General features: G+C 64.3%; 23 protein-coding genes. 15 read left to right on the top strand and 8 right to left on the bottom strand.

Features of this window, described 5'->3' with window-relative positions:
- Positions 1-22 precede the first annotated feature (22 nt).
- From J4E58_RS14560 to J4E58_RS14550, 3 genes are read left to right on the top strand one after another with little or no spacing between them, the layout of a single operon-like run.
- Positions 23-1,144: a glycosyltransferase family 1 protein gene (locus J4E58_RS14560; protein ID WP_087090227.1), complete on the top strand. Its 1,122-nt coding sequence runs from the start codon at positions 23-25 to the stop codon at positions 1,142-1,144.
- Positions 1,145-1,154: 10 nt separating this feature from the next.
- Positions 1,155-1,913, top strand: a complete 759-nt coding sequence (locus J4E58_RS14555) for a DUF2334 domain-containing protein (protein WP_087090225.1) — start codon at positions 1,155-1,157, stop codon at positions 1,911-1,913.
- Positions 1,910-2,905 (top strand): lysylphosphatidylglycerol synthase transmembrane domain-containing protein, encoded by a 996-nt coding sequence (locus J4E58_RS14550; protein WP_087090223.1) that lies wholly within the window; start codon positions 1,910-1,912, stop codon positions 2,903-2,905. Before J4E58_RS14555 ends, J4E58_RS14550 begins: the two co-directional genes overlap by 4 nt.
- Here the strand turns inward: J4E58_RS14550 and J4E58_RS14545 are convergent.
- Complete coding sequence (locus J4E58_RS14545; protein ID WP_087090221.1) at positions 2,892-3,074, bottom strand: hypothetical protein; 183 nt, start codon at positions 3,072-3,074, stop codon at positions 2,892-2,894. The two genes, J4E58_RS14550 and J4E58_RS14545, sit on opposite strands and share 14 nt — an antisense overlap.
- Positions 3,075-3,167: 93 nt before the next feature.
- On the bottom strand, positions 3,168-4,016 hold the full coding sequence (gene purU, locus J4E58_RS14540) for a formyltetrahydrofolate deformylase (protein ID WP_007931173.1): 849 nt from the start codon (positions 4,014-4,016) through the stop codon (positions 3,168-3,170).
- Between the two features lie 338 nt (positions 4,017-4,354).
- Here purU and mvaT point away from each other — a divergent pair, with 338 nt between their 5' ends.
- A complete protein-coding gene (gene mvaT / locus J4E58_RS14535) occupies positions 4,355-4,729 on the top strand; it encodes a histone-like nucleoid-structuring protein MvaT (protein ID WP_007931174.1) in 375 nt (124 codons plus the stop codon).
- Positions 4,730-4,833: 104 nt separating this feature from the next.
- Here the strand turns inward: mvaT and sbcB are convergent, their stop codons facing one another.
- Positions 4,834-6,264: an exodeoxyribonuclease I gene (gene sbcB, locus J4E58_RS14530; protein WP_087090219.1), complete on the bottom strand. Its 1,431-nt coding sequence runs from the start codon at positions 6,262-6,264 to the stop codon at positions 4,834-4,836.
- A gap of 182 nt (positions 6,265-6,446) precedes the next feature.
- Here sbcB and J4E58_RS14525 point away from each other — a divergent pair, with 182 nt between their 5' ends.
- The 6 genes from J4E58_RS14525 to J4E58_RS14500 are packed head-to-tail and all read left to right on the top strand — an operon-like array spanning position 6,447 to position 13,195.
- On the top strand, positions 6,447-7,169 hold the full coding sequence (locus J4E58_RS14525; protein ID WP_009045307.1) for an RDD family protein: 723 nt from the start codon (positions 6,447-6,449) through the stop codon (positions 7,167-7,169).
- Positions 7,166-8,143 carry a stage II sporulation protein M gene (locus J4E58_RS14520; RefSeq protein ID WP_087090217.1) on the top strand — a complete coding sequence of 326 codons (978 nt, stop codon included), beginning with the start codon at positions 7,166-7,168 and terminating at the stop codon, positions 8,141-8,143. The genes J4E58_RS14525 and J4E58_RS14520 overlap by 4 nt, the downstream gene beginning before the upstream one ends.
- A complete protein-coding gene (locus J4E58_RS14515; RefSeq protein ID WP_087090215.1) occupies positions 8,130-9,668 on the top strand; it encodes a DUF4129 domain-containing protein in 1,539 nt (512 codons plus the stop codon). Before J4E58_RS14520 ends, J4E58_RS14515 begins: the two co-directional genes overlap by 14 nt.
- Positions 9,665-10,828 carry a DUF4350 domain-containing protein gene (locus J4E58_RS14510; RefSeq protein WP_087090213.1) on the top strand — a complete coding sequence of 388 codons (1,164 nt, stop codon included), beginning with the start codon at positions 9,665-9,667 and terminating at the stop codon, positions 10,826-10,828. Before J4E58_RS14515 ends, J4E58_RS14510 begins: the two co-directional genes overlap by 4 nt.
- A complete protein-coding gene (locus tag J4E58_RS14505; protein WP_087090210.1) occupies positions 10,825-11,850 on the top strand; it encodes a MoxR family ATPase in 1,026 nt (341 codons plus the stop codon). Before J4E58_RS14510 ends, J4E58_RS14505 begins: the two co-directional genes overlap by 4 nt.
- Positions 11,851-11,863: 13 nt before the next feature.
- Positions 11,864-13,195, top strand: a complete 1,332-nt coding sequence (locus J4E58_RS14500) for a DUF58 domain-containing protein (RefSeq protein WP_007931181.1) — start codon at positions 11,864-11,866, stop codon at positions 13,193-13,195.
- A 3-nt stretch (positions 13,196-13,198) separates the two neighbouring features.
- Here J4E58_RS14500 and J4E58_RS14495 read toward each other — a convergent pair whose 3' ends face one another.
- Together J4E58_RS14495 and J4E58_RS14490 are read right to left on the bottom strand one after the other, a co-directional pair.
- Complete coding sequence (locus J4E58_RS14495; protein ID WP_037035875.1) at positions 13,199-13,558, bottom strand: PilZ domain-containing protein; 360 nt, start codon at positions 13,556-13,558, stop codon at positions 13,199-13,201.
- Between the two features lie 152 nt (positions 13,559-13,710).
- Positions 13,711-14,085, bottom strand: coding sequence for a hypothetical protein (locus J4E58_RS14490; protein WP_009045314.1), 375 nt, complete (start codon positions 14,083-14,085; stop codon positions 13,711-13,713).
- 157 nt (positions 14,086-14,242) lie between these two features.
- Here J4E58_RS14490 and pyk point away from each other — a divergent pair, with 157 nt between their 5' ends.
- Positions 14,243-15,694, top strand: a complete 1,452-nt coding sequence (gene pyk, locus J4E58_RS14485; protein ID WP_007931191.1) for a pyruvate kinase — start codon at positions 14,243-14,245, stop codon at positions 15,692-15,694.
- Positions 15,695-15,910: 216 nt separating this feature from the next.
- Here pyk and J4E58_RS14480 read toward each other — a convergent pair whose 3' ends face one another.
- The 3 genes from J4E58_RS14480 to J4E58_RS14470 are packed head-to-tail and all read right to left on the bottom strand — an operon-like array spanning position 15,911 to position 18,727.
- A complete protein-coding gene (locus J4E58_RS14480) occupies positions 15,911-16,660 on the bottom strand; it encodes an enoyl-CoA hydratase-related protein (protein WP_053262416.1) in 750 nt (249 codons plus the stop codon).
- Positions 16,661-16,689: 29 nt separating this feature from the next.
- Positions 16,690-17,628 (bottom strand): iron-sulfur-binding ferredoxin reductase, encoded by a 939-nt coding sequence (locus J4E58_RS14475; protein ID WP_087090208.1) that lies wholly within the window; start codon positions 17,626-17,628, stop codon positions 16,690-16,692.
- On the bottom strand, positions 17,621-18,727 hold the full coding sequence (locus tag J4E58_RS14470; RefSeq protein ID WP_087090206.1) for a diguanylate cyclase: 1,107 nt from the start codon (positions 18,725-18,727) through the stop codon (positions 17,621-17,623). Before J4E58_RS14470 ends, J4E58_RS14475 begins: the two co-directional genes overlap by 8 nt.
- 359 nt (positions 18,728-19,086) lie before the next feature.
- On the opposite strand from J4E58_RS14470, the gene J4E58_RS14465 reads away from it, so the two are divergent.
- From J4E58_RS14465 to J4E58_RS14450, 4 genes are all read left to right on the top strand, one after another.
- On the top strand, positions 19,087-20,610 hold the full coding sequence (locus tag J4E58_RS14465) for a fumarate hydratase (protein WP_087090204.1): 1,524 nt from the start codon (positions 19,087-19,089) through the stop codon (positions 20,608-20,610).
- Between the two features lie 146 nt (positions 20,611-20,756).
- Positions 20,757-22,523, top strand: a complete 1,767-nt coding sequence (locus J4E58_RS14460) for an ATP-binding protein (protein WP_007931198.1) — start codon at positions 20,757-20,759, stop codon at positions 22,521-22,523.
- A complete protein-coding gene (locus J4E58_RS14455; protein WP_087090202.1) occupies positions 22,517-23,851 on the top strand; it encodes a sigma-54 dependent transcriptional regulator in 1,335 nt (444 codons plus the stop codon). The genes J4E58_RS14460 and J4E58_RS14455 overlap by 7 nt, the downstream gene beginning before the upstream one ends.
- Positions 23,852-24,121: 270 nt before the next feature.
- Entirely contained in the window at positions 24,122-25,444 is a 1,323-nt protein-coding gene (locus tag J4E58_RS14450; protein WP_007931214.1) for an MFS transporter, read from the top strand.
- Positions 25,445-25,515: the final 71 nt, after the last annotated feature.

Raw genomic sequence — 25,515 nt, 5'->3', positions numbered from 1 at the left:
GGGAGAACACCGGATCGGAGGGATGATCATCGTGCATATCGCTGACATAACCATGTTCTACGCCCCTGCCAGCGGTGGCGTGCGCACTTATCTGGACGCCAAGCATCGTCGCCTGGGACGCCAACCAGGAATCCGCCACAGTTTGCTGATCCCCGGGGCCCACTTCAGCGAACGCGACGGCATCTATAAAGTCCCCGCTCCCGCCCTGCCCTTTGGCAAGGGCTACCGTTTTCCCCTGCGCCTGGGGCCCTGGCGCAATATTCTCCATGACCTGCAACCGGACCTGATCGAAGTCGGCGACCCTTACCTCACCGCCTGGGCGGCCCTGGATGCGCGGCGCCAGCTGGACGTACCTGTGATCGGCTTTTATCACTCGGACCTGCCGCTGCTGGTCAGCAACCGCATGGGCCCCTGGTTCACTCCGAATGTCGAGGCCTACGTGCGCAAGCTGTACGGCAACTTCGACCGGGTCCTGGCCCCCAGCCAGGTCATGGCCGAAAAACTGATCGGCCTGGGCGTGCGCAACGTCTATGTGCAGCCACTGGGCGTCGACCTGCAAACCTTCCACCCGAGTCATCGCGACCCTGCCCTGCGCACCGAACTGGGGATTGCCGAAGACAGCCGCCTGCTGATCTTTGCCGGTCGCGGTTCCAAGGAAAAGAACCTGCCGGTGTTGCTCAACTGCATGCAGCGCCTGGGCAAGCGCTACCACCTGCTGCTGGTGGGCTCGGCCATGCCGACCGCCGTGCCGGAGAATGTCACGGTGATCGACGAGTTCTGCCCGGCCCCTCAGGTCGCCCGCCTGATGGCCAGCGCCGATGCCCTGGTCCACGCCGGGGACCAGGAAACCTTTGGCCTGGTGATCCTCGAAGCCATGGCCAGCGGCATTCCCGTGGTGGCGGTGGCCGCCGGGGCCTTCCAGGAAATCGTCACCGCGGAAGGCGGCTTGCTCTGTGCGCCGAACAATCCGCTGGCGATGGCCCATGCCGTGCAGGAGCTGTTCGCCCAGGGCTGCGCCGAGCGGGGCCAACGGGCGCGCCGCCATGTCGAACGTTATTACGCCTGGGATACGGTGGTCGCCAGCCTGCTGGAGCACTATCGCGCCGTGCTCGGCACCCAGCAGCCGATGCTGGCCCATGGTTGAGTCCGCCGGGATGCCCAGCGTGCTGCTGGTATTGCACGATGTCGCGCCACAAACCTGGATCGACTACCAACCCTTCGTCGAAGCCGTCGACGCCATGGGCAATGTGCCGATGACCTGGCTGGTGGTACCGGATTTTCACCGGCACAACCCGCTCGATGCTCATCCCGGCTTTCGCCGGCTGCTCAGCGCGCGCCTGGAACGCGGCGACGAACTGGTGCTGCACGGTTACTTCCATTGCGACGAGGGCCCGCCACCGCGCACCCCGTATGACTGGTTCATGCGTCGCGTGTACACCCATGAGGGTGAGTTCTACAGCCTCTCGGAAAACGCCGCCCTGGCACGCCTGCATGCCGGCCTGGAACTGTTCCAGCGTTACAACTGGCCCCTGCAGGGGTTCGTCGCCCCCGCCTGGCTGATGAGCCCGGGTACGCGCCAGGCCCTGCGCCAACTGCCCCTGCGCTACACCAGCGGCCCGCAGCATCTGTACCGGCTGCCGGACTTCTCGCCGATCGCCGCCCCCGGCCTGGTGTGGAGCGCCCGCAGCGCCTGGCGCCGCAAAGCCTCCCGGCTGCTCAGCCTGCAACGCGAACGACGCTGGCAGCAGGCAGCGGTGATTCGCCTCGGCCTGCACCCGGTGGACATGCGTCACCCCGACTCGCGCCAGTACTGGCTGGACACCCTCGAACGCCTGCTGGAGCAAGGACGCCAGCCACTGACCAAGGCCGACTGGCTCGACACCCAGCCGCCAAGGGCACGCGGTACCCCATGAGCCGGGCGATCTGGCTGGCCATGGCCTCGTTGGCGGCGCTCCTGGTCCCGCTGCTGCTGGGCGGCGGCGAACTGTGGGGGCGGGTCCAGCGTTTTTCCCTGCCGTTGCTGCTGGGCATGCTGAGCATGATTCTGCTGTGCTGGGTCATCAATTCGCTGCGCCTGAGCCTGCTGCTGGGTCGACACCGCGGCCGGCTGGGACGCTGGAAGAGTCTCGCAGTAGTGATGTCCACCGAGTTCGCCATGTGCGCCACGCCCGGCGGCAGTGGCGGCCCCCTGACCTTGATGGCCCTGCTGGCGCGTAACGGCGTGCGCCCGGCTCGCGGCAGCGCGGTGTTTGCCATGGATCAATTGAGCGACCTGCTGTTCTTCCTCTGCGCGCTGCTGGGGATCCTGTTCTACGCGCTGTTCCAGAACCTCAGCCAGCGCCTGGAATGGCTGCTGGCCCTCAGCAGCCTTTCGCTGTTCGGCGGGTTATGCATCTGCCTGGCGATAGCCCGCTACCACCGTCGCCTGATCCTGCTCAGTGGCCATCTGCTTGCGCCCTTCAAGATTCGCCCCGCGACCCGTCGGCGCCGGGCGCGCAAATGGCTGCATTTTCTCAAGGCCTTCGGCGATAGCCTGAAACTGCCCTGGCAGACCCTGACGGGGGTCTTTGCCCTGACCTGCATGCATTGGGCGCTGCGCTACAGCGTGCTGTACCTGGCGTTGCGCGGGCTGGGGGTGGACCTGCAATGGGCCTGGACCTTTCTGATCCAGATGCTCGCCCTGAGCGCAGGGCAATTCAGCTTGCTGCCCGGCGGCGCGGGAGCGGCGGAGCTGACATCGGCGGCGCTGCTGGCGCCCATGGTGGGAAAATCGACGGCGGCCGCGGCCATCCTGATCTGGCGGGCCGTCACCTACTATTTCTATCTGCTGGCCGGCGGCCCGGTATTCCTGATGATGGTCGGGCGCCCCTTGCTGCGCACCCTGATGAAGCTCAAGCAGGCTTAGGCGGCTCTGTATCCGGGGCATCCTGCTGCAACTGCTGCCACAACTCGGCGGCGCCGGGAAACTCGGTGCCGTCCTCGACGCTCATGTCGTCCGGGTCGTAACGGCTCAGGCAGCCCTCGCCGAGGGTGGCGGGTGCCTTGGATGTGGCTTTGTCCAGTGGATCACTCATCGGTCGATCCTCATGAAAAATCGCCGGACCTGGGGCTTGAATGCCCGGGCCCGGCGGATTCGATCAGAGCGCTTTTAATCAGAACACTCTGGATCAGAACACGACAGTCTTGTTGCCGTGCACCAGCACGCGGTCTTCCAGGTGGTAGCGCAGGCCGCGGGCCAGGACCATTTTCTCGACGTCACGACCGAAACGCACCATGTCTTCGATGCTGTCGCTGTGGCTGACACGGACCACGTCCTGCTCGATGATCGGGCCGGCATCCAGCTCTTCGGTCACGTAGTGGCAGGTCGCGCCGATCAGCTTCACACCACGCAGGGAAGCTTGGTGGTAAGGCTTGGCGCCGACGAACGACGGCAGGAAGCTGTGGTGAATGTTGATCACCTTGTGCGCGTATTCGCTGCACAGTTCCGGCGGCAGGATCTGCATGTAGCGCGCCAGCACCACCACTTCGGCGTCGTGCTGCTTGACCAGGCGCGAGACCTCGGCGAACGCCGGCTCCTTGTCCTGAGGGTTGACCGGCACGTGGTAATAAGGAATGCCATGCCACTCGACCATGCTGCGCAAGTCGTCGTGGTTGGAAATCACACAGGAGATCTCGCAGTCGAGTTCGTCGCTGTGCCAGCGGTGCAACAGGTCCGCCAGGCAGTGGGACTCACGGCTCGCCATCAACACCACGCGCTTCTTCTGCGCGGTATCGGTGATGCGCCAGTCCATCGAGAACTCTTCGGCAATCGGCGCAAAGGCTTCACGAAAGGCTTCAAGGCCGAACGGCAAAGAGTCGGCACGTATTTCGTGACGCATGAAGAACCAGCCACTCAGGTCATCCGAGTGGTGACTGGCTTCGGTGATCCAGCCGTTGTGGGACGCCAGAAAGTTACTGACTTTGGCAACGATGCCAACGCGGTCCGGGCAGGAAATCACCAACCGAAAAGTGCGCATGAGGGGGAAACTCCAGAACTTCGCAAAGGCCGCCATTCTAGCGATTGCGCGACAAAACTGCAGTATTCGTGATGTCGGAATCCGATTCCTCTGAGCAGTCTGTAGGGCTCATGCCCGATGCGAGAGGGAAATCAGTCACACTTGGAAATAGTCCTATAACTTTGTGGGAAATAGTCGTGCGGACTCGTTCACAATATTTAACTCATCAATCAGGATCTTTGCTAAACACTCTAATCAAATTAAATAAAAGCTGGCTTTATTGTTTACTTGAGGAAACTGCCTGACTATTATTACGCCACTGTCACCTGCCACTCAGCACTCAACATAAGGCAATTCTCATGTCCCTGATCAACGAATACCGCGCCACAGAAGAAGCTATCAAAGAGCTGCAAGCCCGTTTGAAGAACCTGTCGCAAGACGACAAACTGCAAGCCGAGCTGGAATTCGAAGGCAAACTGCGCGCCCTGATGGGTGAATACTCCAAGTCCCTGCGCGACATCATCGCGCTGCTGGATCCGGACTCGAAAGTTAAGGCGCCACGTGTTGCCGCCAAAACTACCGGCACCAAGCGCGCACGCAAGGTCAAACAATACAAGAACCCGCACAACGGCGAAGTCATCGAAACCAAGGGCGGCAACCACAAAACCCTGAAAGAGTGGAAAGCCAAGTGGGGCGGCGACGTGGTCGAAGGCTGGGCAACCCTGCTGGGTTAAGCCGTATACCCGTCACAGAGGGATTTGCGACCTTATGAAAAAACGCCAGCTTGCTGGCGTTTTTTTATTTCCGGCAAATGCCCGGAATGTACTAAGCCGAACAATCAAAGCCCGAAACGCAGGGCCAGCGACCGGCTGTAATCCTGCCATTCATCCAGCACCTGACGCTGAATCGATGTAGCACTCACCCGTAGTTCGGCAGCCGCCTGATTGAAACTTTCCAGGGTATTGGGCGCTCCCCACTGCGGGTCGCACAGGCGCTGCTGACAGAATGACTTCCAGCGCTCTTGCTCCTCCCCGTTCAAGGTTTCAGGAAAGTTACGGGCGCGATAACGAAATAATAATTCAGGCAAACGTTCATCATCGAACGGCCATTGCTCTTGCCCTAAATGAAGCGGCTCGGCATTGCGCACTTGTTCGCATAAGCGTCGGTCGCGATCGCCGATAAAACCGTCGTACAACTGCTGCTCGGGATCGATGCTGGGGGCAAAATCCTCGCTGGCATAAATTGCCGCAAGTTTATCCCGCCAAACTTCTTGTGCGTCACTTAGCCGCAGCGTCCGGGCCTTATATTCCGCCATGTCCAGTTGCAAACGCTGCTGGTCCTCGCCACGCAATACATTCAGCGGTGCGACGACCGGGCAGCGGTTGACATGGATCAGCTTCAACGGCACCGGCAACTCGCCTTCGGCCAGGTCTTCGCGGCGGGTATACAAACGCTGGCGCAGCGTCTCGGCGTCCAGGTCGAGCAATCCCTGTGGGTCCAGGTGCAGGTCACAGACAATCAGGGCGTTGCGGTTGCGCGGATGCCAGGCCAGCGGCAGGACCACGCCGACATAACTGCGCGCCGCGGAAAAGCGTCCGGAAATATGCACCAGCGGTTGCAACAGACGAACCTGGTCCATGACTTTCTGCTTGCTGCGCAACTGGAACAGCCATTCATACAACTTCGGCTGCTTGTCCCGAATCAGCCTGGCCAGGGCAATAGTGGCGCGCACATCGGACAGCGCTTCGTGGGCATGTCCGTGATCGATGCCATTGGCGGCGGTCAGGCGCTCCAGCTTCAGGGTCACCCGCCCCTCCTCGTCCCGCGGCCAGACAATCCCTTCCGGGCGCAAGGCGTAGGCGGTGCGCACCACATCGATCAGGTCCCAGCGGCTGTTGCCGCCTTGCCACTCGCGGGCATAAGGGTCGAAGAAATTCCGGTACAGGCTGTAGCGGGTCATCTCGTCGTCGAAGCGCAGGGTGTTGTAGCCGGCGCCACAAGTACCCGGTGCCGCCAACTGAGCATGCACCCGGGTCATGAAATCGGCTTCGCTCAGCCCCTGTTCGGCCAGCCGGCTCGGGGTAATACCGGTGATCATGCAGGCCGCTGGATGAGGCAGGATGTCGTCGCTGGGCTGACAGTAAAGATTGACTGGCTCGCCGATCTCGTTGAGTTCGAAGTCGGTGCGAATCCCCGCCACCTGCAACGGCCGATCGCAGCGCGGGTTGATGCCGGTGGTTTCGTAGTCGTACCAGAAGATGGAAGTCACGGGCTGTTCCTGAGCAAAAGACCGGCAAAGTCTAGGCGCTTGGCACCAGCCGCGGCCAGCCTTGTGATGATTCAAGGGTAACGGCGCACGTCACGCGGCACAGTTAATGATGTCGTTCGTCCCTCCGACACTGCTAGCATCAGGCGGTCATCCATCGCCACCAGGCCAGCCTCAAGTTGCCTATGCTCGAGACGACAGCACTGCCAGGGAAAGCATTGCCCCCGCCACTGGACACCCGCTACCAGGTCGAAACGCCAGAAGGCATCGACCTGCCGCTGCGGCCGGCGGGGCTGATGTCGCGTGCCCTGGCCTTTGCCATCGACCTGGGCTTTCGTGGCCTGATCCTCGGTGTGCTGTTTATTGTCCTGGGGTTTCTCGGCCAGCTCGGCATGGGGCTGGGCTCGATCCTGCTGTTTCTGGTCAGCTGGTGGTACATGGTGCTGTTCGAGGTGTTGAACCAGGGCTGCTCGCCAGGCAAGCAGCTGATGGGCCTGCGGGTCGTGCAGGACGATGGCACACCCATCGGCTGGGGCCCTTCCCTGACCCGCAACCTGCTGCGTTTTGTCGACATGCTGCCGTTCGGTTATTGCCTCGGCGCCATCAGTTGCCTGCAACACCCGACCTTCAAGCGCCTCGGCGACCTGGCCGCCGGCACCCTGGTGATCTACCGCGAGCAGCCGGTGGTTCGCCCGACCTTGCCGGCAGTGCCCGCCAGGACCGCCGCCTTCGCCCTGAGCCTGACTGAACAACGGGCCATCCTCAGCTTCGCCGAACGCCAGGAACAACTGTCCGCGGACCGGGTCCAGGAGCTGGCCGCGCTACTCGCCGAACCTCTGCATGTAACGCCCGCGCAGGCCCGTGACGAACTCAATGGCATCGCCCGCGGACTGCTGGGGCCGACATGAAACAGAGCCTGTTCGAAAACCGTCATCAAGCCTTGTGGCAGCGCCTGCGCGAACAGCTCGAACAACTGGAACGCGGCCAGGCGACGCCCGAGACCCATGCCCGTTTCCCCGAGGATTACCGCCGCTTGTGCCAACACCTGGCCCTGGCCCAGGAACGCGGCTACAGCAGCTTCCTGGTCGACCCGTTGCAGCAACTGGCGCTGCGCGGCCATCAGCAGCTCTATCGCCAACGCAGCCCGTTGGGCGCCCGGGTCCTGGGCTTTGTCCTGGCCGGTTTCCCGCAGTTGGTGCGCGAACAATGGCGCTTCGTCCTGGCCGCCAGCCTGGTGTTCTTTGGCAGCCTGCTGGGTATCGGCCTGCTGGTGTACCTGGTGCCCGAACTGATCTACAGCGTGGTCAGCCCGCAACAGGTGGCCGAAATGCAACGCCTCTACGATCCAGATGCCAGTCGCCTGGGCCGCCTCGCCAACCGGGCCGCCGGCGAAGACTGGATGATGTTCGGCTACTACATCATGAACAACATCGGCATCGCTTTTCAGACCTTTGCCAGCGGCCTGCTGTTTGGCCTGGGGAGCCTGTTCTTCCTGTTCTTCAACGGCCTGACCATCGGCGCGGTGGCCGGGCACCTGACCCAGATCGGCTATGGCGCCACCTTCTGGTCGTTTGTCGTCGGCCACAGTGCCTTCGAGCTCAGCGCCATCGCCCTGGCCGGCGCGGCGGGATTGAAAATGGGCTGGGCGCTGATCGCCCCCGGACGCCTGCCCCGCGGCGAAGCCTTGCTGCTGGCCGCGCGCACCAGCGTGCGGTTGATCTGCGGGGTCATCCTGTTCCTGCTGATCGCTGCCTTTATCGAAGCCTATTGGTCCTCCCTGACCTGGCCCGCGGCCTGGATCAAATACCTGGTCGGCGGCATCTGCTGGCTGCTGGTCCTGGCCTACCTGATATTCGCTGGACGCCGCCATGCGCCTGAGTGAAGCCAGCGTGGTGATTCGCCCGCGCACGACTTGGGAAGCCATGGACCTGGGAGTACTGCTGAGCCAGCGCCACCGACGCCTGCTGATGACCAGCTGGGCGCTGATCACCCTGCCGGTATTCGCCCTGCTCAGCCTGTTGCTCTGGGACTCGCCTACCCTCGCCCTGCTGCTGTTCTGGTGGCTCAAGCCGGCCTTCGAACGGCTGCCGCTGTACATCCTCGCCAAGGCCCTGTTCGGCGAAACCCCGACCTTGCGCCAGGCCCTGCGCCAATGGCCCAGGCTGCTCAAGCCGCAGCTGCTGGCCAGCCTGACCTGGCGCCGCCTGAGCCTGAGTCGCAGTTTCATCATGCCCGTGGTGCAGCTCGAGGGCCTGAGTGGCGAGGCGCGCCAGCAACGGGTGCGGGTGCTGCAACAGCGCAATGCCGGGGCCGCGCACTGGCTGACCCTGATCGGCGTGCACCTGGAAGGCATCTTGTGGATCGGCCTGCTGGCGTTGTTCTATCTATTGCTGCCACAACAGATCGAGCTGGACTGGGACTGGCAGACGCTGATTGCCGCCGCCGAGCAGGATTGGCTCTGGCTCGAACACCTGACCAACGCTTTTTACGCGCTGGTCCTGATTGTCTGGGAGCCGGTGTACGTCGCCTGCGGCTTCAGCCTCTACCTCAATCGCCGCACGCTGCTGGAGGCCTGGGATATCGAACTGGTGCTGCGCCGCCTGCGGCAGCGCTTGAGTGGCGCCGCCCTGCTGCTGGTCCTGGGCAGCCTGAGCCTGCTACCCCTGCCGTCCGATGCCTGGGCCGCCGAGCCGGCCACTGGCCCTGACAGCCCGCGCCTGCTGGATCAGCCGCTGACCAGCCAGGCCGCGAAAGACAGCATCAACCAGATCCTCGACCAGCCGCCCTTCAAGAACCCGCAGACCGTGACCCGTTACCGGTTCGACGAAGACAGCCCGAAAAGCGCTGAACAATCTGAGCTACCGGGCTGGCTCAAGGCCCTGACCGACCTGCTGGACAGCAGGGCCTTTGGCGTCGCGGCCAAGGCCCTGGAGATCCTGCTCTGGGCCCTGCTGCTGGGGGCGCTGGCCCTGCTGGTGTGGCGTCATCGTGAATGGTTGCGGGCCTTTGTCGGCCGCCGTCCGCTGCCGGGCAAGCTACCCGCGCGAGCCGCTCCGCACCAGCTGTTCGGCCTGGACCTCAGCCCCGACGCCTTGCCCGAGGATGTCGCTAGCGCTGCCGAGGCGCTCTGGCCACAGCAGCCACGCGAAGCCCTCGGGCTGTTGTACCGCGCGCTGCTGAGCCGGCTCCTGCATGACTTCCGCCTGCCGTTGAAACCGGCGGACACCGAGGGCCAGGTCCTTGAGCAGATCAAGGCTTTGCAGTTGCCCCAACTGCAGGCGTTCAGCAACAGCCTGACCCAGCACTGGCAGAACCTGGCCTACGGTCATCGCCTGCCTCCCGCGCAATTGAAGCAGGAACTGTGCGATGGCTGGCGCACCCTGTTCGGCCCGGGAACCCCACGATGAACCGGCGCCTGCTGCCGCTGCTCGCGCTACTGGTCGCTGGCCTGCTCGGCGGCTTGCTGCTGTACCTCTACCTCAACGCCAGGCCCTACCAGGAAACCATCGATCACGGCCCCTCCCCGCAAGCCCGCGCCAACCCATACCTGGCGGCGGAAATGTTCCTGCGCCAGCGCGGCTTGCAGGTTCACCACGCCAACGGCCTGGAGGTGCTGCCGACCCTCAAGCCGCAGCAGAACAGCCTGTTGCTGCTGGGCGAGCGCTCGAACATGACGCCGCAGCAGGTCGAGCAACTGCTGGACTGGGCCAGGGCCGGCGGGCGCCTGCTGTTCGTCGCCGAAGCGCTGTGGAACAAAGAGGCCGGACGCAGCGGCGACCTGTTGCTCGATCGCCTGCACCTGCGCCAGTTTCTCAGCAAGGACCTCAAAGCCCCGCCGCCAGGCGCCGGCAAAGAGCCCTACCCGAAACTGACCAAGCTCTACCTGGAAGACGAAGACGCGCCGGCCTACATCGGTTTCGATACCGACTTCCACCTGGAAGACCCGGACAACCTCGCCCAGTCCTGGGCCAACAGCGCCCGGGCCACCCACATGATGCAACTGAGCTACGGCCAGGGTTCGGTGACCGTGCTCACCGACGCCGAGATCTGGAAGACGCCGTTGATTGCCAAGTACGACAACGCCTGGCTGCTCTGGTACCTGAGCGCCGACAGCGACGTCACCCTGCTGTTCGACACCGATCACGACAGCCTCTGGAGCCTGCTGCTGAAGTACTTCCCCCAGGCACTGGTGGCCCTGGCGGCACTGCTCGGCCTGTGGTTGTGGCATGTCGGGGTTCGCCACGGACCGATGCAGGCTCCGATGCCCAGGGCCCGGCGCCAGTTGCGCGAGCACCTGCAAGCCAGCGCCCACTTCCTGTTGCGCCACACCGGTCAGCAGGGGCTGCTGCATAGCCTGCAGCAGGACATTCTGCGCCGCGCCCAGCATTGTCATCCCGGTTTCGAACGACTCACCGCCGCCGAACAAGGGCAGGTCCTGGCCCGCCTTACCCGGCAACCGGACAGCGTCATCAGCCAGGCCCTGGCTCCCCAGCCGGCACAACGCCTTTCCAGCGCCGACTTCAGCCGCCTGGTCACCCACCTGCAAACTCTCAGGAATGCCCTATGAGCGACCTTCCCGCCGAACCGCTTCCCGCCACCGAGCCCGGTCATGCGCAAGCGCATGCCGTCCAGCAACGCCAGCGCGCCAGCCAGTTGGCCCAGGCCCTGCGCCACGAACTGCAAAAGGCGGTGATCGGCCAGGACGCGGTGATCGACGACGTGCTCACCGCCCTGATCGCCGGTGGCCACGTGCTGCTCGAAGGCGTGCCCGGGCTGGGCAAGACCTTGCTGGTGCGCGCCCTGGCCCGTTGCTTTGGCGGCGAGTTCGCGCGCATCCAGTTCACCCCGGACCTGATGCCCAGCGACGTCACCGGCCATGCGGTCTACGACCTGCAGACCGAGCAGTTCAAGCTGCGCAAGGGCCCCTTGTTCACCAACTTACTGCTGGCCGACGAGATCAACCGCGCGCCGGCCAAGACCCAGGCCGCCCTGCTCGAAGCCATGCAGGAGCGCCAGGTCACCCTCGAAGGCCGGGCGCTGCCCATCGCCCAGCCCTTCATGGTCCTGGCCACGCAGAACCCGATCGAACAGGAAGGCACCTACCCGCTGCCGGAAGCCGAACTCGACCGTTTCATGCTCAAGCTGCGCATGGATTACCCGGACAGCGACCAGGAATTGCACATGGTCCGCCAGGTCACCCGCTCACCCCGGGCCGACATGCTCGACGTGCAGCCGCTGCGCACCCTGCTGCAGGCCAAGGACGTGCTGGCCCTGCAGCGGATCGCCAGCGACCTGCCGCTGGACGAGCAGGTCCTCGACTATGCCGTGCGGCTGGCCCGGGCCACCCGCAGCTGGCCGGGGCTGACCCTCGGCGCCGGGCCGCGGGCGTCGATCGCCCTGGTCCGTGGGGCCCGGGCCAGGGCCTTGCTGCGCGGCGGCGAGTTCGTCATTCCGGACGACATCAAGGGCTGCGCCCTGGCGGTGCTGCGGCATCGCGTGCGGATCGCCCCGGAGCTGGATATCGAAGGCTTGTCGGTGGAGCAGGTGCTCAAGCAACTGCTCGATCAAGTGCCGGCGCCGCGACTGTGAGCCCGCCAAAGCGATGAAACCCTCACGTCTGTTTCTGACCTGGCTCGGCGTATTGCTGGCGCTGGACGTGCTGCTCGGCGCTGCGCGGGCCTACGGCCTGGCGGTCGCGGCCAGCCTGCAAGCGATTGCCTGGGGCCTGCTCCTGGCCCTGTTGCTGCTGGCCGTGCTGGACGCCTTCCGGCTCAGGCGCCTGCCTTCGCCCCAGCTCCGACGCCAGTTGCCCGGCAGCCTGCCCCTGGGGCGCTGGAGCGAAGTGCGCCTAGAGGTTCGCCACGACTTTACCCAGCCGCTGACCCTGGAGCTGTTCGATCATGTGCCCGATGGCCTGGGCTTCGAATACCTGCCGCAGTCGCTGCTCCTGGAGCCGGGCCAGTCGCAGGAACTGGGTTATCGGGTGCGCCCGCTCAAGCGCGGCCATTTCAACTTCGAGCGCTGCGAGGTCAGCCTGCCCAGCCCGCTGGGCCTGTGGTCGGCGCGTCGGCTGCTGAAGCTCGACGACAGCACGCGCGTCTACCCGGATTTCGCCCGCCTCTACGGCGCCCGGCTGCTGGCCGTCGACAACTGGCTGAACCAGATCGGCGTGCGGCAACAGCCGCGCCGTGGCCTGGGCCTGGAGTTCAACCAGCTGCGCGAGTTTCGCGAGGGCGACAGCCTGCGCCAGATCGACTGGAAAGCCACCGCCCGGCAACGCACGCCGATTGCCCGCGAGTACCAGGACGAACGCGACCAGCAGATCGTCTTCATGCTCGACTGCGGACGGCGCATGCGCAGCCAGGACGGCGAACTGGCGCATTTCGACCACGCGCTCAACGCCTGCCTGCTGCTCAGTTATGTCGCCTTGCGCCAGGGCGACGCGGTAGGCCTCTGCACCTTTGCCGGCGAACGCCGCCGCTATCTGGCGCCGGTCAAGGGCGCGGGCCAGTTGAGCGCCTTGCTCAACACCGTCTACGACCTGGACAGCAGCCAGCGCTGCGCCGACTTCCAGGCCGCCGCCAGCGAGCTGCTGGCCCGGCAGAAACGCCGGGCCCTGGTAGTGCTGGTGACCAACCTGCGGGACGAAGACGACGAGGAACTGCTGACCGCGGTCAAGCGCCTCGGGCGCCAGCACCGGGTGCTGGTGGCCAGCCTGCGCGAGGAAGTCCTCGATCAGTTGCGCCAGGCGCCGGTGCACAACCTGCCCGATGCCCTGACCTACTGCGGCACGATCAATTACCTGAATGCCCGCACCGACCTGCATGAACGCCTGAGCGCCCAGGGCGTTGCCCTGCTCGATGTGCGGCCGGGTGAACTGGGGGCGGAACTGGTGACCCGTTACCTCAGCTGGAAAAAGGCCGGGACCCTGTAGCGGTCAGGCGGAGGTCTGCACCGGGTAGAAACTGAAGTAGCTGCGCAAGGCCGTCACCAGCTCGCGGTACTCGGGAGGCGAACGCAGCAGCACGAAGCCGGTGTCGTAATGATGGGGCGTGACATCTTCATGGCACCAACGGCAAGAGGCGGTGATCTCGATCGGTTGCAGCTGGCCGTCGCGGCCGGGAACCTGCAGGCGCAACTCGAAATCGGCGCCGATCAGCATCGGCAACTGGCTGATCAACATGAAGCCATCTTCGGAAACGTTGCCCAGATAACCGATGGGTCGATCGGTCAGCCGATTGAAGACTTTCAAAAAACACGGCAACTGGTGCCGCTCGATCCGCCGGTCCGTGAACATGTCATGCATCGCTATTTAGGAAGGTCATTGCGCATCGTCGCGCCGAGGACTGTCGGCCCCGGCCGGCCCATTTTAGAAACGATACTCTAAAACAGGCCCACAGATGTTAGCTCAAGGCTCACGCGGGATCAGCAATAGCCTGATGACGAGTATTACAACGCGGTCGGACGCGCCTGAGCGCTGTTGCGCGAAGGGTAATGACCCAGTTGCTGCAGGGTTTCCAGGCGTGCGCGGGCACGGTAGGCGTACTCGCTGCTCGGGTGTTCGGTGATGATGTACTGGTAGGTCTGCGCGGCATCGAGGAACAGCTTCTGCCGCTCCAGGCACTGTCCGCGCAGCATCGATACCTCGGGCTGGATATAAGGGCGCGAACGACTTGTGCGATCGACCTGGCTCAGTTCGAGCATCACCCGTTCGCAGTTGCCGGCGTCGTAGGCGCGGTAGGCGGTATTCAGATGATGGTCCATCGACCAGCGGGTACAGCCGACAACACTGACGGCCAGGGCAGCAATGAGCACGAATCGCATGGGGGTTCTCCTGTCTTGTGCACGTTATCGACCCGCGTTGGAAAATCTTCAGGAATGTTCGTTTAAAGAAACAAACGAATAAGTAGTGCAAACGAACAATGACTACAGCTGCGGACCATAGTAGCCTCTCGTTGCGCTTGAACTCAGGAGTCTTTGCATGTCCGTCCGTCGTACCAAAATCGTCGCTACCCTTGGCCCGGCCAGTAACTCGCCGGAAGTTCTCGAACAGCTGATTCTGGCTGGCCTGGACGTCGCCCGCCTGAACTTCTCCCACGGCACCCCGGACGAGCACAAGGCTCGCGCCAAGCTGGTGCGTGACCTGGCCGCCAAGCATGGGCGCTTCGTCGCGCTGCTGGGTGACCTGCAAGGCCCGAAGATCCGTATCGCCAAATTCGCCAACAAGCGCATCGAGCTGAAGATCGGTGACAAGTTCACCTTCTCCACCAGCCACCCGCTGACCGAAGGTACCCAGGACATCGTCGGCATCGACTATCCGGACCTGGTCAAGGACTGCGGCGTGGGCGACGAGCTGCTGCTCGACGACGGCCGCGTGGTGATGCGCGTCGACACCGCCACCAGCACCGAACTGCATTGCACCGTGACCATCGGCGGCCCGCTGTCGGACCACAAGGGCATCAACCGTCGCGGTGGTGGCCTGACCGCCCCGGCCCTGACCGAAAAAGACAAGGCCGACATCAAGCTGGCCGCGGCCATGGACCTGGACTACCTGGCCGTGTCCTTCCCGCGCGACGCCGCTGACATGGAGTACGCCCGCCAACTGCGCGACGAGGCCGGCGGCACCGCCTGGCTGGTGGCGAAGATCGAGCGCGCCGAAGCCGTGGCCAACGACGAAACCCTCGACGGCCTGATCAAGGCCTCCGACGCCGTGATGGTGGCCCGTGGCGACCTGGGCGTGGAAATCGGCGACGCCGAGCTGGTGGGCATCCAGAAGAAAATCATTCTGCACGCCCGTCGCCACAACAAGGCGGTGATCGTCGCGACCCAGATGATGGAGTCGATGATCCAGAACCCGATGCCGACCCGCGCCGAAGTGTCCGACGTGGCCAACGCCGTGCTCGACTACACCGACGCCGTGATGCTCTCGGCCGAATCCGCCGCCGGCGCCTACCCGCTCGAAGCCGTCCAGGCCATGGACCGCATCTGCATCGGCGCGGAAAAGCATCCGACCAGCAAGACCTCCAGCCACCGCATCGGCAAGACCTTCGAGCGCTGCGACGAGAGCATCGCCCTGGCCACCATGTACACCGCCAACCACTTCCCGGGCGTGAAGGCGATCATCGCCTTGACTGAAAGCGGCTACACCCCGCTGATCATGTCGCGTATCCGTTCCTCGGTGCCGATCTACGCGTTCACCCCGCACCGCGAAGCCCAGGCCCGCACCGCGATGTTCCGTGGCGTCTACACCATCCCGTTCGACCCGGCGTCCCTGCCGCCAAGCGAAGTCAGCCAGAAGGCCATCGACGAGCTGGTCAAGCGCGGCGTCGTGAAGAAAGGCGACTGGGTGATCCTGACCAAGGGCGACAGCTACCACACCACCGGCGGCACCAACGGCATGAAGATCCTGCACGTTGGCGACCCGATGGTCTAAGCCACCTGACGCAACAATAAAAAGCCCCGCAGTGAAGACTGCGGGGCTTTTTTATGGAGGGCATATTTATGGAACTCACGAACCTGTAGCCGCTGCCGTCAGGCTGCGATGAGGCCGCCAGGCCTTCAGCGATCTTGGGACCTTACGCCCCCTTCGTCGGAATGCCGTCCAAATCGATCGCAACCTCCGGCAGCGGCTACACGAGCGGTGCCGATTTCAGCTTTTAGCGAAAAAGCCCGACAAGGCCGCCAGCGCTTCCGGCGAATGCAGGCGCTGGGTGAACAGGGCGCCCTCCTCCTCGATCACCTTGCGCAGCTGTTCGCGATCGGGCGTACGCATCAGCTGCTTGCTGATCTGCACCGCCTGCGGCGCCAGCTTCTCGAAACGCAGCGCCATCTCCCGGGCCTTGTCCAGGGTCGCCGCACCATCGGCCAAGGCCTGGTTGGCAATGCCCCACTGCGCAGCCTGTTCACCGCTGAAACCTTCGCCCAGCAGCAACAGTTCGGCGGCCCTGGCCTGCCCAAGCAAGCGCGGCAGGATCAGGCTGGAACCAAACTCGGGGCACAAACCGAGATTGACGAAAGGCATGCGCAACCGGGCATCGCGGCTGACGTACACCAGGTCGCAATGCAGCAGCAGGGTGGTGCCGATCCCCACGGCCGGCCCGGCGACCGCGGCGACCACCGGCTTGCGGCATTCGAACAGGCTGAGCATGAACTGGAAGACCGGGCTGTCGAGACCGGTAGGTGGTTGCTGGAGGAAGTCGGCAATGTCGTTGCCGGCGGTAAAGCAGTCGCTGCTGCCGCTGAGCAGTACCGCGCGGACCTCAGGGTCGGCGTCGGCTTGCCGCAGCCCTTCGGCCAGCTGGCTGTACATGGCCCGGGTCAGGGCATTTTTCTTGTCCGGGCGATTCAGGCGCAGGGTCAGCAGCCCGCCCTCGCGTTCAAGCAGGATGGTATCGGTCATGGGTGGTCTCGCTCAGGACGGATCAGCGCTCAGCCGCGGGGCAGGAATACGTCGGCCAGCAGTTGATTGCGCGGCAGCCCCGCCAGGTACAAGCGTCGGGCGAAAGCATCGACGCTGTCGGGGTGCCCGCAGAGTAAAGCCTGGGTTTGCCGTGAAACAAGCCGCAGTTGTGCCAAAGCCGCTGGCAGCTCGGTCGCGGTCAACAGCTCGACACTGAGGTTGGCGTGGCTCGCCGCCAGCGCCGCCAGGGGCTTGGCCAGGTAATGTTCGCTGGCGTCATGGGCCAGGTGAATGACGCGGATGTCGCCCTGATGATCCTGGCGCAAAGCCTCGCGCAGGATACCGAACAAGGGCCCCAGCCCGGTGCCCGCCGCCAGCAGCCACAATGGCCGGTTTTGCCAGTCCGGGTCGTAGTGCAGTGCCCCGCCGCGCAGCTCGCCCAGACGCAACCCATCGCCGGGCTTGAGCTGGCGCGCCGCGTCGCTGAACGCGCCGGGCTGGCGGCAATCGAGGTGGAACTCAAGAAAGCGGTCTTCGCCAGGCAGGCTCGCCAGCGAATACGGCCGCGCCACGCCGGAAGCCGTCCACAGCACCAGGTGCTGGCCGGCCTGATAACGCAGGTTGCGCTCCGGCTGCAAACGCAGGCGCAGCACCGTGGCCGACAGCCAGTCCACACCGACCACCTCGGCCGGCGCGCCATCGCGCAGCGGGTCGTAGGTTTCGACCCGCAGGTCTTCCACCACCTGACACTGACAGGCCAGCCGCCAGCCGCGCTGGCGCTGATCGTCGCTCAAGGCATCGGGCCGGCTGTCGCTGGGCAGGCCCTCGACGCAGTGCACCAGGCAGGCGTGGCAACTGCCGGCGCGGCAGCTGTAAGGCACCGCCACGCCGGCCTGATTCAAGGCATCCAGCAGATTGCTGCCCGCGACCACCGACCACTGCCGCTCACCGACACGCAGCTCAGGCATCGATATTTTCCCAGGCCGCGGCGCAGCGATTGCGTCCGTCGCGCTTGGCCCGATACAGCGCCTGGTCGGCACGTTGCAGGGCATCGTCCAGGTCGTCGCCCAGCTCCACCAGGGTCATGCCGACGGACAGGCTCAGGCCAGGCACCTCGACCCCGATCAACTGGGCGTCCATAAAGGCCACGCGCAGACGCTCGCAGCAGGAGGTCAGGCGCTCAGGATCGCAATCGGGCAACAACATGACAAACTCCTCGCCGCCGTAGCGGGCCAATACATCACCATCGCGCAAGCAGGCGCTGGCTACGGCGGCGAACGCCTGCAGCACCTGATCGCCCGCGGCATGGCCATGCACGTCGTTGATCCGCTTGAAGTGATCAAGGTCGATCAGCGCCAGGCCATGCATCTGCTCCAGGCTCATCGCGTGCAGTTCGCGCGACGCCAGCCGCAGGAAATGCCGTCGATTGTACAGGCCGGTCAATTCGTCGGTGGCAACCAGATCCTCCAGTTGTCGCATCATGCCGCGCAAGGTGTCCTGGTGCGCCTGCAAGGCGAAGCGCCGTTGCCGCATGCGCTGCCGGGAAGTCTGCACATAGCTGGCGTACAGGCACAGCCAGATCAGCACCGCGAACAGCACGCACACCTGCAGGACGGCGAGCATCGGATCGGCCAGCCGGAAGTGGTAGCCGTCCCACAGCGTGATTCCGGCAAAGCCGATGAAAATGCACAGGGCACAGCGCACGAAGGCCCGGCGCGGAAGGTGGAACAGGCCGAACAGCAGCGTCAACAGATAGAACACCAGGAAGGTGCCGCGCGCCGTATCGAGGTGGGCCAGCAGCCAGGTCTGCCAGCCGATGGCCAGGAGTATCTGGATCTCGGTCAGGCTCGGGTCGCGAAAGCGCAGGTTGCGTCCGGAGACAAACAGCCAGAACAGCAGCGCCTGGCTCAGCACCACCAGGCCGGTATCGATCAGCGCCGAATGCACCGGCGCCGAATAGTAGCCACTGAAAATGGCCAGCCAGAGCAGCAGCAACGCCAGTCCATAGGTACCCGCCGCAAGAACGAAGCGCTTGAGTAAAAGACTCTGGATAGCGTTATGGGTCAATCGTTGACTCACCATGCGAAAGGGGGCTTTAAAGAGTTTCCTACCCTACAGGCCACTTGCCACTTTAGTGGTGTCGCCAAAAAATAACTATCCCATTTTTGTTCCCGCCCAGCGCCATCCGGCCCGGGGCCGCGCCCACCGTCATGCCTGGCGCCATCCCCCGACTGGCGCATCCCCGGCATGCGACTTTGGTTTGACTGCCGGCGCGTGTGCCCGGCTCCGAGGCGCGGTATACTGCCGCGCCTTTTTAGCGTCGCGCCAGTGTGTCCGGCGTGCCTTGAAGGTGCTTGCAACCGACCGATGCACCCAAGCTGCAAGCACCTTATTAAATGTTCCCGTCTTTTAGAGGAGCGCGACTCATGACCGTGATCAAGCAAGACGACCTGATTCAGAGCGTTGCCGACGCCCTGCAATTCATTTCCTACTACCACCCCGTGGACTTCATCCAGGCGATGCACGAAGCCTACCTGCGCGAAGAATCGCCAGCGGCCCGTGACTCCATGGCGCAGATCCTGATCAACTCGCGCATGTGTGCCACCGGCCACCGCCCGATCTGCCAGGACACCGGTATCGTCACCGTATTCGTACGCGTGGGCATGGACGTGCGCTGGGACGGCGCGACCATGAGCCTGGACGACATGATCAACGAAGGCGTGCGTCGCGCTTACAACCTGCCGGAAAACGTCCTGCGGGCTTCGATCCTCGCCGACCCGGCGGGCGCTCGTAAAAACACCAAGGACAACACCCCGGCGGTCATCCACTACTCCATCGTTCCCGGCAACACCGTGGAAGTGGACGTGGCGGCCAAGGGCGGCGGCTCCGAGAACAAGTCGAAAATGGCCATGCTCAACCCGTCCGACTCGATCGTCGACTGGGTGCTGAAAACCGTTCCGACCATGGGCGCCGGCTGGTGCCCGCCGGGCATGCTCGGCATCGGTATCGGCGGCACCGCCGAGAAAGCCGCGGTGATGGCCAAGGAAGTGTTGATGGAATCCATCGACATCCACGAACTGAAGGCCCGCGGCCCACAGAACCGTATCGAAGAGATGCGCCTGGAGCTGTTCAAGAAGGTCAACCAGCTGGGCATCGGCGCCCAGGGCCTGGGCGGCCTGACCACCGTGCTCGACGTGAAGATCATGGACTACCCGACCCACGCCGCCTCCCTGCCGGTGTGCATGATCCCGAACTGTGCCGCAACCCGTCACGCGCACTTCGTGCTCGACGGCTCGGGCCCTGCGTCCCTGGAAGCGCCACCTCTGGACGCCTACCCGGAAATCGTCTGGGAAGCCGGTCCGTCGGCCCGTCGCGTCAACCTCGACACCCTGACCCCGGAAGAAGTGCAGAGCTGGAAGCCGGGCGAAACCGTCCTGCTCAACGGCAAGATGCTCACCGGTCGCGACGCCGCGCACAAGCGCATGGTCGAGATGCTGAACAAGGGCGAAACCCTGCCGGTGGACCTCAAGGGTCGCTTCATCTACTACGTCGGCCCGGTCGATCCGGTCGGTGACGAAGTGGTTGGCCCGGCTGGCCCGACCACCGCGACGCGGATGGACAAGTTCACCCGCCAGATCCTCGAGCAGACTGGCCTGCTGGGCATGATCGGCAAGTCCGAGCGCGGCCCGACCGCGATCGAAGCGATCAAGGACAGCAAGGCCGTGTACCTGATGGCCGTCGGCGGCGCTGCCTACCTGGTAGCCCAGGCGATCAAGAAGTCCAAGGTCCTGGCCTTTGCCGAACTGGGCATGGAAGCGATCTACGAGTTCGAAGTCAAAGACATGCCAGTCACTGTCGCGGTCGACAGCAAAGGCGAGTCGGTGCACATCACCGGTCCTGCCATCTGGCAGAAAAAGATCAGTGAAAGCCTGGCGGTAGAAGTGCAGTAAGCGCTGCTTGCTGTTACCCAAGGCGGCGTTGCTCGATGAGCAGCGCCGCCTTTTTCATGCCTGGCCGGGCAAGGACTGTCCACGATCAACGAAGCCTCGGACAGGCGTGTTATCTTTCCTGCCCCCTTTCAGCCTGCCCTTGACTCATGGTCCAGATCTCCCGCCCGCTGCGCTTGACCTTCTATACCCTGGTGATTCTCGCCGGCGCCATGGTCAGCGCGACCTTCGCCATGCGCCATGCCGAGCGCCAGGCGCTGGAGGACGATGCCGCCCGCGCCAGCGAGCAACTGGCGCTGTATGCCAACTCCCTGCATACCCTGATCGAGCGTTACCGCGCCCTGCCCGCCGTGCTGGCGCTGGACCCGGAACTGCGCTCGGCACTCAAGGGCCCGGTCGGCCCGCAACAGCAGGACGCCCTGAACCGCAAACTGGAACAAATCAACGGCGCCGCCCGCTCCTCGACCCTGGAACTGCTGGACCACACCGGCCTCGCCGTGGCCGCCAGCAACTGGCGCCTGCCCAGCAGCTATGTCGGGCACAACTACGGTTTTCGCCCCTACTTCAGCCAGACCCGCAGCCAGGGCAGCGGACGCTTCTATGCGGTGGGCGTCACCAGCGGCATTCCCGGTTATTTCCTCTCCAGCGCGGTCAAGGGCGAGCAGGAGCAGTTCCTCGGCGCCATGGTGGTGAAACTGGAGTTCCCCGAACTGGAGCGCGAATGGAGCCAGGGCAGCGACACCCTGCTGGTCAGCGATGCCCGGGGCATCGTGTTCATCGCCAACCAGCCGGGCTGGCGTTATCGCCAGCTGCGCCCGTTGTCGGACAGCGACCGCGCCGAACTCCAGGCCACCCGGCAATACGACAAGCAACGGCTGACGCCGCTCGAACACCGGCCGCTGCGACGCTTTGACGACGACAGTACGCTGACCCGGGTCGAGGGCCCGGACGGCAGCGTCGACTACCTGTGGGAATCCCTGCCCCTGGCCACCGAAGGCTGGACCCTGCATTTGCTGCGCCGCCCGCAGATCGCTTTTGAGGACCGCCGCAATGCCGGCCTGGCCGCGGCTGGCGCCTGGCTGACCCTGGTGTTCCTGCTGCTGTTCCTCAACCAGCGCTGGCGCCTGGCCAGGCTGCGCCAGCGCAGCCGCGAGGAGCTCGAACGCCTGGTCGAGGAGCGCACTCGCGATCTGCGTACCGCCCAGGACGGCCTGGTGCAATCGGCCAAGCTGGCGGCCCTGGGGCAGATGTCCGCGGCCCTGGCCCATGAAATCAACCAACCGCTGACCACCCAGCGCATGCAGCTGGCCACCCTGCGCCTGCTGCTCGATCACGGGCGGATCGACGAGGCCTACCAGGCCCTGAAACCGCTGGACGATATGCTGACCCGCATGGCCAGCCTCACCGGCCACCTGAAAACCTTCGCCCGCAAAAGCCCCAGCGGCCTGCGCGAACGCCTGGACCTGGCGGCGGTGGTGGATCAGGCCCTGCAACTGCTGGACACCCGGCTGCGCGACGAACAGATCGACACACACCTGCAACTGATGCGCCCGGCCTGGGTCCGCGGCGATGCCATACGCTTGGAGCAGGTGCTGATCAACCTGCTGCGCAACGCCCTGGACGCCATGCGCGACAAGCCCCTCAAGCACCTGGAAATCCGCCTCGAAGCCGACCAGCAGCTGTGGAGCCTGAGCGTCATCGACAGCGGTGGCGGCATCGCCGAAGAACACCTGCCGAACGTCTTCGATCCGTTCTTCACCACCAAGCCGGTGGGCGACGGCCTGGGCCTCGGCCTGGCGGTGTCCTACGCTATCGTCCACGAACTGGGCGGGCGCCTGAGCGCCGGCAATCAAGGCCAGGGCGCGATCTTCACCCTGAGCCTGCCCATCGACCTGGAGGCACATATCCCATGTTGAATTCGGTGATGCTGGTCGACGACGAAGCCAGTATTCGCACCGCCGTCGAACAATGGCTGAACCTGTCGGGCTTCGCGGTGCAGCTGTTCAGTCGCGCCGAGGACTGCCTGGCCCGGTTGCCCAGGGACTTCCCCGGGGTGATCCTCAGCGACGTGCGCATGCCCGGCATCAGTGGCCTGGAGCTGCTCAAAGAAGTGCAGCAGCGCGACGCCGACCTGCCGGTGATCCTGCTGACCGGCCACGGCGACGTGCCGATGGCGGTGGAAGCGATGCGCGACGGCGCCTACGACTTCCTGGAAAAACCCTTCAGCCCGCAAACCCTGCTGAGCAGCCTGCGCCGGGCCCTGGACAAACGCGGCCTGATCCTGGAGAACCGACGCCTGCACGAACAGGCCGATACCCGGGAGAAAATCGACTCCACCCTGCTCGGCGTGTCCCGCGCCTTGCAGACCCTGCGGCGCCAGGTGGTCGACCTGGCCGCGCTGCCGGTCAACGTATTGATCCGCGGCGAGACCGGCAGCGGCAAGGAACTGGTCGCCCGCTGCCTGCACGACTTCGGGCCGCGCGCCGACAAACCTTTTGTCGCCCTGAACTGCGCGGCGATCCCCGAGCAACTGTTCGAAGCCGAACTGTTCGGCCATGAAAGCGGCGCCTTTACCGGCGCCCAGGGCAAGCGCATCGGCAAGCTGGAATACGCCGACGGCGGCACCCTGTTCCTCGACGAGATCGAAAGCATGCCGCTGGCCCAGCAGGTCAAGCTGCTGCGGGTGCTGCAGGAACAGAAGCTCGAACGCCTAGGGTCCAACCAGAGCATCGAGGTGGACCTGCGGATCATTGCCGCGACCAAGCCGGACCTGCTGGACGAAGCCCGCGCCGGGCGTTTTCGCGAAGACCTGGCCTACCGCCTGAACGTCGCGCAACTGCGCCTGCCGCCGCTGCGCGAGCGGCGCGAGGACATCCCGCTGCTGTACGAACATTTCGCCCACGCCGCCGCCGAGCGCCTGGGCCGTAGCGTCGCGCCCCTGAGCGGGGCGCAGTTGAGCCGCCTGCTGAGCCACGACTGGCCGGGCAACGTGCGCGAACTGGCCAACGTCGCCGAACGCCAGGTGCTTGGCCTGGGCGAGCCCGAGCCGGAAACCATCGACCCCGGCCAGTCCCTGGCGGCGCAGCAGGAAGCTTTCGAGGCGCAATGCCTGCGGGCCGCGCTGACCCGGCACAAGGGCGACATCAAGGCGGTGCTCGTTGAGCTGCAACTGCCGCGCCGCACCTTCAATGAAAAGATGCAGCGCCATGGGCTGGCGCGGGAAATGTTTCTCGGGGAGGAGTGATGCCCGAGGTCCTATCGCGAGCAAGCTCGCTCCTACAGGGATCACGTAGCTTCTGTAGGAGCGAGCTTGCTCGCGAAGACGCCCTCACCCACACCACCTTCATCGGCAATTTTCCGCTCACGCACTTTCGCCAATGAGCGGATTTCCGCTCATTAAAATCTCAAGACCCTTCTAAACCGGGCCTTTCGGCTCCTGGCACAGCTCCTGCTATAGCTCCAGCAGGCTGCGTTTCGGCGCGCTCCACAAAAACAATTAAATGAAGGATCCGTCATGGATAACTCGCAAACCCTGCCTCTTGGGTCGGCAGCTGCGCCTGCCAAAGAAAAGACCACCGCCAGCCGCCTGAAATCGATCTTCAGCGGTTCGGTCGGCAACATGGTCGAGTGGTACGACTGGTACGTCTACGCCGCCTTCTCCCTGTACTTCGCCAAAGTCTTCTTCCCCAAGGGCGACACCACCGCACAACTGCTGAACACCGCCGCGATCTTCGCCGTGGGCTTCCTGATGCGTCCGATCGGCGGCTGGCTGATGGGGCTCTACGCTGACCGCAAGGGCCGCAAGGCCGCGTTGATGGCCTCGGTGCTGCTGATGTGCTTCGGCTCGCTGATCATCGCCCTGACTCCCGGCTACGAGACCATTGGCGTCGGCGCCCCGATCCTGCTGGTGCTGGCGCGCCTGATGCAGGGCCTGTCGGTCGGCGGTGAATATGGCACCTCGGCCACCTACCTCAGCGAGATGGCGACCAAGGAACGTCGGGGTTTCTTCTCCAGCTTCCAGTACGTGACCCTGATCTCCGGCCAGCTCATCGCCCTGGCGGTCCTGATCGTGCTGCAGAACGTGCTGACCACCGAAGAGCTGCAATCCTGGGGCTGGCGCATTCCGTTCGGCATCGGCGCCCTGTGCGCGATCGTCGCGCTGTACCTGCGTCGTGGCATGGAAGAAACCGAGTCCTTCACCAAGAAGAAGGAAAAGCCGAAAGAAAGCCTGATGCGCACCCTGATGCGTCATCCGAAAGAGCTGATGACCGTGGTCGGCCTGACCATGGGCGGCACCCTGGCCTTCTACACCTACACCACCTACATGCAGAAATACCTGGTGAACACCGTCGGCATGAGCATTTCCGACTCCACCACCATTTCCGCGGCGACCCTGTTCCTGTTCATGTGCCTGCAACCGGTGGTCGGCGCGCTGTCGGACAAGATCGGCCGCCGTCCGATCCTGATCGCCTTCGGCATCCTCGGTACCCTTTTCACCGTGCCGATCCTCACCACCCTGCACACCGTCCAGAGCTGGTGGGGCGCGTTCTTTCTGATCATGGCGGCGCTGATCATCGTCAGCGGCTACACCTCGATCAACGCGGTGGTCAAGGCCGAGCTGTTCCCGACCGAGATCCGCGCCCTGGGCGTGGGCCTGCCCTACGCGCTGACCGTATCGATCTTCGGCGGCACCGCCGAATACATCGCGCTGTGGTTCAAGAGCGTCGGCATGGAAACCGGTTACTACTGGTATGTCACCGCCTGCATCGCCGTGTCGCTGCTGGTCTACATCACCATGAAAGATACGCGCAAACACTCGCGGATCGAGACTGATTGACCGACAAAAAAGCGCGAGGGTGCAAGGCCCTCGCGCTATGGTGTCATCAGGTAAAGCCTATCGCGGGCAAG

This window comes from Pseudomonas sp. FW305-25, assembly GCF_017351415.1.
GTDB classification, from domain to species: Bacteria; Pseudomonadota; Gammaproteobacteria; order Pseudomonadales; family Pseudomonadaceae; genus Aquipseudomonas; species Aquipseudomonas chlororaphis.
This window is presented reverse-complemented; position numbering and strand designations above follow the sequence as displayed.

Coding starts and splice junctions, on each gene's coding strand:
- purU (WP_007931173.1), bottom strand. CDS start 4,016: ATGCGCACTTTTCGGTTGGTGATTTCCTGCCCGGACCGCGTTGGCATC.
- J4E58_RS14450 (WP_007931214.1), top strand. CDS start 24,122: ATGGATAACTCGCAAACCCTGCCTCTTGGGTCGGCAGCTGCGCCTGCC.
- J4E58_RS14455 (WP_087090202.1), top strand. CDS start 22,517: ATGTTGAATTCGGTGATGCTGGTCGACGACGAAGCCAGTATTCGCACC.
- pyk (WP_007931191.1), top strand. CDS start 14,243: ATGTCCGTCCGTCGTACCAAAATCGTCGCTACCCTTGGCCCGGCCAGT.
- J4E58_RS14505 (WP_087090210.1), top strand. CDS start 10,825: ATGAGCGACCTTCCCGCCGAACCGCTTCCCGCCACCGAGCCCGGTCAT.
- J4E58_RS14525 (WP_009045307.1), top strand. CDS start 6,447: ATGCTCGAGACGACAGCACTGCCAGGGAAAGCATTGCCCCCGCCACTG.
- J4E58_RS14495 (WP_037035875.1), bottom strand. CDS start 13,558: ATGTTCACGGACCGGCGGATCGAGCGGCACCAGTTGCCGTGTTTTTTG.
- J4E58_RS14520 (WP_087090217.1), top strand. CDS start 7,166: ATGAAACAGAGCCTGTTCGAAAACCGTCATCAAGCCTTGTGGCAGCGC.
- mvaT (WP_007931174.1), top strand. CDS start 4,355: ATGTCCCTGATCAACGAATACCGCGCCACAGAAGAAGCTATCAAAGAG.
- J4E58_RS14510 (WP_087090213.1), top strand. CDS start 9,665: ATGAACCGGCGCCTGCTGCCGCTGCTCGCGCTACTGGTCGCTGGCCTG.
- J4E58_RS14465 (WP_087090204.1), top strand. CDS start 19,087: ATGACCGTGATCAAGCAAGACGACCTGATTCAGAGCGTTGCCGACGCC.
- J4E58_RS14555 (WP_087090225.1), top strand. CDS start 1,155: ATGCCCAGCGTGCTGCTGGTATTGCACGATGTCGCGCCACAAACCTGG.
- J4E58_RS14515 (WP_087090215.1), top strand. CDS start 8,130: ATGCGCCTGAGTGAAGCCAGCGTGGTGATTCGCCCGCGCACGACTTGG.
- J4E58_RS14460 (WP_007931198.1), top strand. CDS start 20,757: ATGGTCCAGATCTCCCGCCCGCTGCGCTTGACCTTCTATACCCTGGTG.
- J4E58_RS14490 (WP_009045314.1), bottom strand. CDS start 14,085: ATGCGATTCGTGCTCATTGCTGCCCTGGCCGTCAGTGTTGTCGGCTGT.
- J4E58_RS14475 (WP_087090208.1), bottom strand. CDS start 17,628: ATGCCTGAGCTGCGTGTCGGTGAGCGGCAGTGGTCGGTGGTCGCGGGC.
- J4E58_RS14550 (WP_087090223.1), top strand. CDS start 1,910: ATGAGCCGGGCGATCTGGCTGGCCATGGCCTCGTTGGCGGCGCTCCTG.
- J4E58_RS14500 (WP_007931181.1), top strand. CDS start 11,864: ATGAAACCCTCACGTCTGTTTCTGACCTGGCTCGGCGTATTGCTGGCG.
- J4E58_RS14560 (WP_087090227.1), top strand. CDS start 23: ATGATCATCGTGCATATCGCTGACATAACCATGTTCTACGCCCCTGCC.
- J4E58_RS14480 (WP_053262416.1), bottom strand. CDS start 16,660: ATGACCGATACCATCCTGCTTGAACGCGAGGGCGGGCTGCTGACCCTG.
- J4E58_RS14545 (WP_087090221.1), bottom strand. CDS start 3,074: ATGAGTGATCCACTGGACAAAGCCACATCCAAGGCACCCGCCACCCTC.